Genomic DNA, 8,520 nt, shown 5'->3' with positions numbered 1-8,520 from the left:
GCCCGCATCATGGAGCGCCTAGGGGCACAAAGCCTGCCTGAGCTGGTGCAGGTTGCCATGGCGGCGGGCTTGCAGGCATCAGGTCGCACCGATAACGGCACTCGCTGATCATCCTGAGCAAAGGCACCCTGTTTGAAGCCGCGGGCCCACGGCGAAGCCCGACTGCACGCGCTACCAATGAATGTCTTGTTATGGCACCGGGCAGACCTTAGCCGAAATTCCGCATTGGCGGCGTGAGCTGACCTTCATGAACAAAAGCTCAAAGGCTCAGTTTGACCTGGAGCAGACCATCACGCTCAACGGCGTCACTCGCTCCGGTAAGTGCTGCCTAATTACCCGCTCAACCGCTACAGCCGATAGTTTAGTCCTGGGCGTTCACGATCCTGGTGCTGCACTGAGTTCGCGAGCCAGGCCGACAAACGCCTTGAGAGCGGCTGACGGATTGCGCTGTCCCGGATAGTAGAGACAGAGCTCTCCAGTTCTCGAACCGCCACCGATACAGAGCCCCATTCGGAAGGCGGACACGGATGCACGGGTTATCAAGGAGGTCCGGCGGTACACGGGGAGACCAAGCGGTCCGAACCTCCTTAAAGTCTGCGCTTGAGATGGAGGGGGCGTGCGCGTCTACGACAGCGGCGCTTCCTTCCTGGTAAATCATGATCTTCCCCAGGATGTCTGTATCGTCATCGATTACAACATGCTAGGAACGAGCGGGATCGAATTGGTGGAGCGTCTCGACGAGCGCTACTTGCATTATCCAATCATTTTCATCACGTCCGGAAGAGCTCAGACATTCCAAGCGTCGTAACCCATCCGGACATCCGAGACGTCCTTGAGAAGCCACTTGCGGACGACGCACTCCTCGACTGCATCCATACTGCCGTTGGCGACCTGTACACGGACCCGATCCAACGAGAACTCGGCTCGAGAGTTTTGGCTTCGTGTTCTCGCTCCTCTCAGCAACACGGTGTCAAGGAGGATTTCATAAAGCCATCAGCAGACCTAGGCGTTGCGCTGAATCAAGGCTGCTCGACGAGGCCCATGCCAATCTAGCTGAATAGCAGGAGGCCTACCATGGGTATGTTGACCACGCTTACAGCTTGGTTGTCCGGCCGAGCAACAGGACAGGAACTCGCCAAACTGGACACCGAGGACCTCGGGGCGCTCGCCCGGGACGTTGGACTTTCTGCAGACCAGTTGATGCAACTGAGCGCTCACGGCAAAACAGCTGGCGAGGAGTTGCCACGCCTCATGCTTGCCCTCGGTCTGGCTCCAGAAAAGACAGAGCGCATCGACCCAACTATCATGCGCGACATGATCATCGTTTGCTCTGGTTGCAAGCTCAAGCACCACTGCCGGCGCGATATCCATTGTGGATGGGCGCCTGTGGTTCAGCGGTATTGCCCAAACGCCTACACCATCAGGTCATTGTTCCGGGAAAGGTATGAACTGGTCCTCCCGCGCTCCCGCGTCGATTGTTAGGCAAGTCCAAGATCGGCAGGCCCGTTTCTAAAAAGGCAAGATTATTTTGCAGCAAGATGTGTGTTCGAGACGCAAGGGCATTGAAACGTCTTATAATTGCTGACGACCTAGGATGAGCGCTCTGTTTGAATGATCAGGAGTTCGGCCGAATTTATCTTGCTTGCCTTGACGGTCGGTGCACCAGCTAATGCCTCTGAAGGTCAACGCAATCCTGCTGACTCGGCTGAGCCAGCGGCGTCCTGTTTCAACAACCTGCTCCGCAATCGCATTGTCGGAACGCAATCCAGGGGCACCGGAGAGTACACTCGGTTCTGGTGTGACCGAGCAGGCGTAGGATGCGCCGGGGGTTGCCTGTTCTTGCTGGAAAGATCATACCCGGGTCGGGCGTGGTGAACTCCTCGATCAGATGATGCCGAATCAATCGTTGAGCTGTTGGAGAGCTGTCTTGTCACTCAGGACGATCCGTCGGGCGGCGAGCATCTTGATCACGGCTTTTTTGTCGAGTTGGGCGAGGCACCGGGACACAGTCTCGATGGTCAGCCCAAGATGGTCCGCGATATCAGTCCGCGACATGGGAAGGTCAAGCGTATCGCCAGCGGGCAGTCGCTCCGCCAGATCGAGGAGGAATGTGGCGATCTTCTCGATAGCCGTTTTGCGTCCGAGCAGAAGCAGGTGGTTCTGCGCCCGCACCAGAGTGCGCATCATTGCAACCGCGAACTGCTGGACGAGTTGAGTGTCTGTTCCCGATAGACTTTCAATCTGGGAGCGGCGGTAGGCGACAACCATGCAGTTGTCGATGGCCTCGGCGCAGAAGCGGTAGTCATTGCCCGATTCGATGCCAAAGATGTCACCAGGCAGATGGAAAGCATCGATTTGACGGCGGCCATCGCTCAAGAGCTTGGCGGTGCGCACCGCGCCCGAAACAACCTTGTAGACATAAGCAGCTCGTTGGCCATCCGCGAAAATCTCATCATCTTTGGCGTAGGATCGCACGGAACCGGCTGCCAACGAGGAGGTGGCATTAGCCGGACGCAGCTCATGGAACGGTCGGGCGATAGCTGCCGCAGTCGAGGAGGGGCGCTTTGTGATGAGTGCGGTATCCATAGAACCCTCGCTGTCTCAAGTCGTTGGCGTTGGTTCATGGCTACCGCCAAGCCGGAGGCTCGGAAATTCAGATGTCCTACCTAAGGGATTCCCCTTAGCTCGACCGCTCCGTCGAAAAACCTTGCCAGAAGTCATGACGCCGACAGAGCGAATCGGATCGTGGTGATCAGGATTCTTGGATGTTGTTTCTTTGGCACCCGCAGAATACCCCCAATTTCGCTTCCGCTCCCGGCAAGCTCTGGTACTCCACGACGAGACAACCGCCCGGAGGTATATCGGAGACGGCCCTGTGGCCGTCCCTCCGAAAGCCAGCTTACTGGCATTTGAAATTCTGGGCCCCATGCGTGGCACGCTTTCGGCCGCCAATGATTGCCAAAAAGGACCGAATTGACTGTCTATGCGAAACCTCCGGTCATCAGAGCTCCTAGCAGAGCCCCCCAAGAATAATTCCGTCGTGTAGGCCGAGGAGCCAGCGGGATGGCCCGCTGCTATGGACCCATAGCGTCGTCCCAAGTGATACAAGCGACCAGCCAATGCCGAGGACCGCGGCGGAAATGGAGAAGCCCGCCGTGCTGTTCGAAAGTCCAAAGGACAACACGGCCATCCCGATGAAAGCGCATCCAGTCAGCGTCATCCATACGGGACGCTGCAGTCCGGGACAGCGGAGTAGGACAAGCGACGGGCCATACATCGCGACGACGTGCCAAGCCACTGCACCTGGGACCCCATTTGACAGGCTGCATCCCACCATAGCGATAGGCATGGCTCCCATCACGGCCGTCATGACGAACCAGCCGAGGGCACCAATCATGGTCGGAACGAGGAACGGGCGCCACCGGGCTGGAGCTGCATGACCATTCTGAGGGTCGCGGTGCCACCGGTAGGGCAAGACAGCAGTCGCGGCGAGCGATCCGACATGCGCCAGCGCAGCTGCCGCTGCCACGCCTACAAATGTCATTGGTGTTGCAAGCGCCTCGGCCATGCTCGCGACCGTGGGTGCAGCCAGACCGGCCATGGCGGCCATGCCGAACACGACGAGGAGTGCACTGGCTCCCTTGCCAGCGAGCGGTACGGCTGCATGACGATAGAAAAGGCTGAAGCCCGATGCGATGCCAAGCCAGAAGGAGCCGAGCACGAGGCCTCCGAAGTGCCACCGGGTCAGGGACCAGGTCAGGATCAGCCCACCGGCAACGCCGAGGCTTGCGCCCAGGGAAAACGCGGCGCGGCGGCCGAACACGTCGAGCAGGAGAGAGGCTGGAAGGCTTGCCACCGCCGCTCCAGCATAGAAGGCCGCATAGGGCAGGGTGGCCAAAGTAGCGCCGGGCGCGAGCGACAGGCCCGCAAGCGGCAGAATGCTCAAGGTGAGCACCTGGGACAAAACTGAGAGCGAGAAAGCAATGGCGAGAAGAGCCGTGTGGCCACGGTGGGAGACGCCCTCAGTGAGTCGCCGGGCTCGCGGACACAATCGAGCCGCCCGGCCCGAGGAATGGCTGTCGCGAGGGTCATCGGCGGATGTCGTCGTCCATCAGGACGCGCAGGGCCGCACCCTGCACGTCGTCATATTGGCCGCTCTTGAGGGACCAGAGGAAGGCCGCGAGCCCGCTCAGACCAAGAAGCAGCGCCATGGGAACAAGATAGATCAGGATATTCATCGTCAGGTTCCCTGCAGAGCTGGGGCGGTGGGCGCGGGATCGAGGCGGGTGGCGGCAGGCTCGGCAGCATCCGCTCGGCCACGGGCCCTGAGGGCATTCAAGATCACCAGCGTCGATGAGCCCGACATGGCGAGCGCGGCCACAAGCGGCGTCACGTAGCCGAGGAACGCGAGCGGCACCGCGATCAGGTTGTAGACCAAGGCCAGCATGAGGTTCTGGCGCATGAGGCTGTGCGCCCTGCGGGCGATCGCCACTGCGTCCAGGATGGGCTCAAGCCTGTCCCCGATGAATACGGCATCGGCCTGCGCCTGCGTGAGATCCGCAGCCGTGATCGGCGACATGGAGATATCTGCGGAGGCAAGTGCCGGCGCGTCGTTGAGACCATCGCCCACCATGAGAACCTTGCGTCCCTGTGCCTTGAACTCCTCCAGGGCCGCGATCTTGTCCGCCGGTGTGGCAGCAGCGCGCCACACCGGGATGCCGAGCGTAGCCGCGATGGGAGCCACTGCCTCTGGGCGGTCGCCGGAGAGAATGCGACAGTCGAGGCCACGGGCCTGGAGGGCTCTCACGGTCCTGACCGCATCCGGACGCAACGCCTGCCGGATGAGCAGGACCGCCCGCTCGTCGCCATGCGCGAAGGCGATCAGAGAGGCTTCGGGATCGCGGGCCGCCACCGCCTGGGAAAGTTCCAGAGCGCCGCAGAAGGCCGGGCTGCCAAGGCGGATCTCTGTGCCGTCGACCGAGGCGCGGACACCCTGGCCAGTTTCCTCGACGGCTCCGTCATACGGCTGGCGGTTCTTAGCTTCATGAGCGGCGGCCGCCGCCAAAGGGTGATGGCTTGAGAGGGCGAGGCGCGCGGCCATTTCCAGGAGCTCCGGGCGGATCGCCGAGGCATTCGCGACCCGCATCTCCGGCAGTGTCAGGGTGCCGGTCTTGTCGAACACGAGGGTATCGACCCTCGCCAAACGCTCCAGCGCATCGCCCGCATTGAGGAAGACGTTGGACCGGAACAACGCGCCGGAGGCGACGACCTGCACCACCGGCACGGCGAGGGCGAGCGCGCAGGGGCATGTGATGATGAGAACCGCAACCGCTGTAATGACGGCGTTATGCACGGAAGAGCCGGTGGCGATCCAGATGAGGGCCGTCAGCGCGGTGGCGATGTGCACCACCGGTGCATAGGCTCGTGCCACCCGGTCCGCCAGTTGCACGTAGCGGGATTTCGCGGCGGCCGCGTTTTCGAGCAGGCGCTCGACCTCGTCGAGCAGGGTGCCTTTGCCTGCTGCCGTAACCTGCAATGTCAGAGTGCCGTTATAATTCAAACTGCCGGCGTAGAGCGTATCGCCTGCAACCGCCGCCCGGCGCGCCGTTTCGCCTGTGACGAGGCTTTCGTCGATGTCCGATGCACCTGAGACCACGATTCCGTCGACAGCGATTCGCTCGCCCGGGCGCACCAGTACGCGGTCGCCGGGCTTCAAGGCCGCCGTGGGCACAAGAGTCGGCTCGCCCCCATCGTCCAGGCGATGGGCGACCTCCGCCTTGAGCGACGCGAGATTGCCTGCGACCGCCCTGGTTCTCCGGCGCATGGCTTGGTCAAGGTAGCGGCCGCAGAGCAGGAAGAAGAGTAGCATGACGACGGAATCGAAGTAGGTGTGCTCCGCATGACTGACGGTTTCCACCACGGACATGACGAGTGCGAGCAGAATGCCGATGGTGATCGGCACGTCCATGTTGGTGCGACGAAGCTTGAGAGCGCCGATGGCGCTGCGGAAGAAAGGCTGGCCCGCATAGGCCACCGTCGGCAGGGCGATCAGCGCAGAAAGCCAGTGGAAGAAATCGCGGGTCTCCGACGAGATGTCGGTCGCGTTGCCCGACCAGACCGAAACCGCGAGTAGCATGATGTTCATCGATGCGAAGCCCGCAATTGCGAGGCATTTCAGCAGCCACTGTGCGCGACGCGTCTCCTCTTCCTCGATGAGACGGGCCTGGAACGGATGGGCGCGGTACCCGAGCCGCCGTAATTCGTCCACGATAGCTGCGGGCTCCAGATCGCCCTGCCATTTCACCGCGAGGCGGTGGTTCGTGTAGTTGAGGCGGGCATCCACGAGCCTGGGGAGGTGCTGCAATCCCCCTTCGATATCATCGATGCAAGCAGCGCAGTCGATCCCCTCGACAGCAAGATCGAGATGCGCCGTTCCGTCGTTTTGGCGCTTCACATAAACGGAGAGATCGAGGATCTCGGCCATGATGCCATCCTTCAGAGAGTGATCCGGCTCTTGGAGCGGAAGACCTGTTCGTCCCGGCGCTTGAGGCCGATAACGAGATCCCATTGCCCGCGCGGAGCGTCGGCAAGCCCCTCGAAGCGGCCCGACTCCGTTTCGGCGAGGTCGATGGTTACGTCACGGCGCTTGTCGGTGGGGTGCGCCAGGCGCGCCTCGATCGAAAGACCTGCAAGGGGATGGGCTTCGGCGTCGTGGGTCGAGACTGTCACACGGGTTCCGCCGCTTTCGTGCCGGAGGCTAGCCTCGACGGCCCAATGGCGTGCATCCTGGGCCTGCGAAGCGGCTATGTCGTTCTTGAACGCGAGCCCCGCCTTGTAGGAGCTATCAGTCTCCACTCCTCCGAAACTCGACAGGGCGACACGGACCAAGACCACGTTCATGGCCAAGATAGTCCCGAAAAAGGCCAGGAGGCAGAACAGGACCATGCGTCCCGTGAGTGGGCGGCCGGAAGCGGCGGTGCCTGACGCGGTAGCGGGCATGGGGTTCATCCTCTTATGGGGCCTTGAAGTGGTCGTTCGCGTGGGCGGTCTCGCCGCTCGCAAGATCTGTCAGGGTGAAGCGAAGCTCCGTGGTCGACGGCAACCGGTTACCTTGAGCGGTGACGAGGATGCGCGCCTCCAGGGTCTGGTCGGGCCGAACGGCCAGGACTGGGCGGCCCTGCTGATCGATGGTTCCGCCCACGGCATCGAGGCTGACCTGGGCCAAGCCTTCGACACTCAGGGCGTAGCGACGTTCCTCTAGGCGCTTGTTGGCCACACGAATCGTGAAGGCATTCCGGATCGAGCCGTCGGACAAGCGAACGAAGATCGGATTGCGGTCATGCATGACGCTGAGGTCGATCCGCTGCCGCAGAGCAAGAGCCGTCAGCATGATGGCGCTGACGAGGACGATCAGCACTGCATAGAGTAAGGTGCGCGGGCGAACGATCCGCCGGACTTCCGGACGGCCCTCGATGCGGGCCTGGACGTTCATCTCGGTGTCGTAGGCGATAAGGCCGGTTGGACGTCCGATCTTCGTCATCACCGTATCGCAGGCATCGATGCACAGGCCGCACAGGACGCAATCGAGTTGCAGGCCCTTGCGGATATCCACACCTGTCGGACATACGGCGACGCATTGCGCGCAGTCGATGCAGTCGCCGGCCGGCAAGCCCTTGGCTTTCAGCGCATTGTTCTTCTTGGCGGAGCCGCGCGGTTCTCCCCGATCATAGCGGTACGTGACGTTGAGGGCATATTCGTCCGTAAGGGCAGCCTGGATGCGCGGCCAGGGGCACATATAGGTGCAGACCTGCTCGCGCATGAAACCCGCAAGCGTGTAGGTCGTGAAGGTCAGGATGGCTATCCAGATGTAGGCGATAGCCGGTGCCTGCAGCGTCGCCAACTCCATCACCAATGTCGGCGCGTCCGCGAAGTAGAGCACCCAGGCGCCCCCGGTCCACCAAGCAATGAGCAGCCAAACGGAATGCTTCAGCAGTTTCCTGGCCACGACATCGAAAGTGAGCTTGCCGCTCGCGTTCTTCATCCGCTGACGGCGGTCACCTTCGATCAAGCGCTCGACTGCGTAGAAGAGATCCGTCCAGACCGTCTGCGGGCAGAGATAGCCGCACCAGATGCGTCCAGCGACAGCGTTCATCAGGAACAGCGCCAGGGACGCCAGCACGAGAAGTCCCGTGAGGTAGTAGACCTCTTGTGGCCAAATCTCGATGAAGAAGAAGTAGAACCGGCCATTGGCTAGATCGACCAGGATGGCCTGATCTAGCGCATTCGGGCCACGATCCCAGCGAATGAACGGCAGGAAGTAATAGATCCCAAGGGTGTGGGCGAGCAGGACCCACTTGATTGTGCGAAAGCGCCCTTTCACGGCCTGTGGGTAAATCGGCTTGCGGGAGACATAAAGGGGCGCATCTTCGATGGACGCCGGTGTGGTATTCGCAAGAGGTCGAACCAGAGGTGCGTCAGCCATCGGACAGGTCGCGATCATCTCAAATTAGTGATGATCCT

General features: G+C 61.5%; 8 protein-coding genes and 1 pseudogene. 2 read left to right on the top strand and 7 right to left on the bottom strand.

The features are described 5' to 3' along the window. Positions 1-375: 375 nt before the first annotated feature. Positions 376-565: pseudogene (locus tag DRB19_RS31220) on the bottom strand (hypothetical protein); the annotation flags it as partial. Positions 566-616: 51 nt separating this feature from the next. Here DRB19_RS31220 and DRB19_RS19390 point away from each other — a divergent pair. After that, positions 617-808, top strand: a complete 192-nt coding sequence (locus tag DRB19_RS19390; protein ID WP_114187676.1) for a response regulator transcription factor — start codon at positions 617-619, stop codon at positions 806-808. A gap of 266 nt (positions 809-1,074) precedes the next feature. Beyond that, complete coding sequence (locus DRB19_RS19385; RefSeq protein WP_114187675.1) at positions 1,075-1,482, top strand: hypothetical protein; 408 nt, start codon at positions 1,075-1,077, stop codon at positions 1,480-1,482. 417 nt (positions 1,483-1,899) lie between these two features. On the opposite strand, the gene DRB19_RS19380 is transcribed toward DRB19_RS19385, so the two are convergent. The 6 genes from DRB19_RS19380 to ccoG form a co-directional block, all read right to left on the bottom strand. Then, on the bottom strand, positions 1,900-2,586 hold the full coding sequence (locus DRB19_RS19380; protein ID WP_114187674.1) for a helix-turn-helix domain-containing protein: 687 nt from the start codon (positions 2,584-2,586) through the stop codon (positions 1,900-1,902). 424 nt (positions 2,587-3,010) lie between these two features. After that, positions 3,011-3,946, bottom strand: coding sequence for an MFS transporter (locus tag DRB19_RS19375; RefSeq protein ID WP_444980219.1), 936 nt, complete (start codon positions 3,944-3,946; stop codon positions 3,011-3,013). A 142-nt stretch (positions 3,947-4,088) separates the two neighbouring features. Continuing rightward, entirely contained in the window at positions 4,089-4,238 is a 150-nt protein-coding gene (gene ccoS / locus DRB19_RS19370) for a cbb3-type cytochrome oxidase assembly protein CcoS (RefSeq protein WP_114187672.1), read from the bottom strand. Between the two features lie 2 nt (positions 4,239-4,240). Further along, positions 4,241-6,484 (bottom strand): heavy metal translocating P-type ATPase, encoded by a 2,244-nt coding sequence (locus DRB19_RS19365; RefSeq protein ID WP_114187671.1) that lies wholly within the window; start codon positions 6,482-6,484, stop codon positions 4,241-4,243. Between the two features lie 11 nt (positions 6,485-6,495). Further along, a complete protein-coding gene (locus DRB19_RS19360) occupies positions 6,496-6,999 on the bottom strand; it encodes a FixH family protein (protein WP_114187670.1) in 504 nt (167 codons plus the stop codon). A gap of 13 nt (positions 7,000-7,012) precedes the next feature. Next, positions 7,013-8,482, bottom strand: a complete 1,470-nt coding sequence (gene ccoG / locus DRB19_RS19355) for a cytochrome c oxidase accessory protein CcoG (protein WP_114187679.1) — start codon at positions 8,480-8,482, stop codon at positions 7,013-7,015. Positions 8,483-8,520 lie beyond the last annotated feature (38 nt).

Origin of the sequence: Microvirga aerophila, from assembly GCF_003332305.1 — a bacterium.
GTDB classification, from domain to species: Bacteria; Pseudomonadota; Alphaproteobacteria; order Rhizobiales; family Beijerinckiaceae; genus Microvirga; species Microvirga aerophila.
The sequence above is the reverse complement of the archived record's forward strand: the minus strand, read 5'-3'. Positions and strand labels throughout refer to the sequence as shown.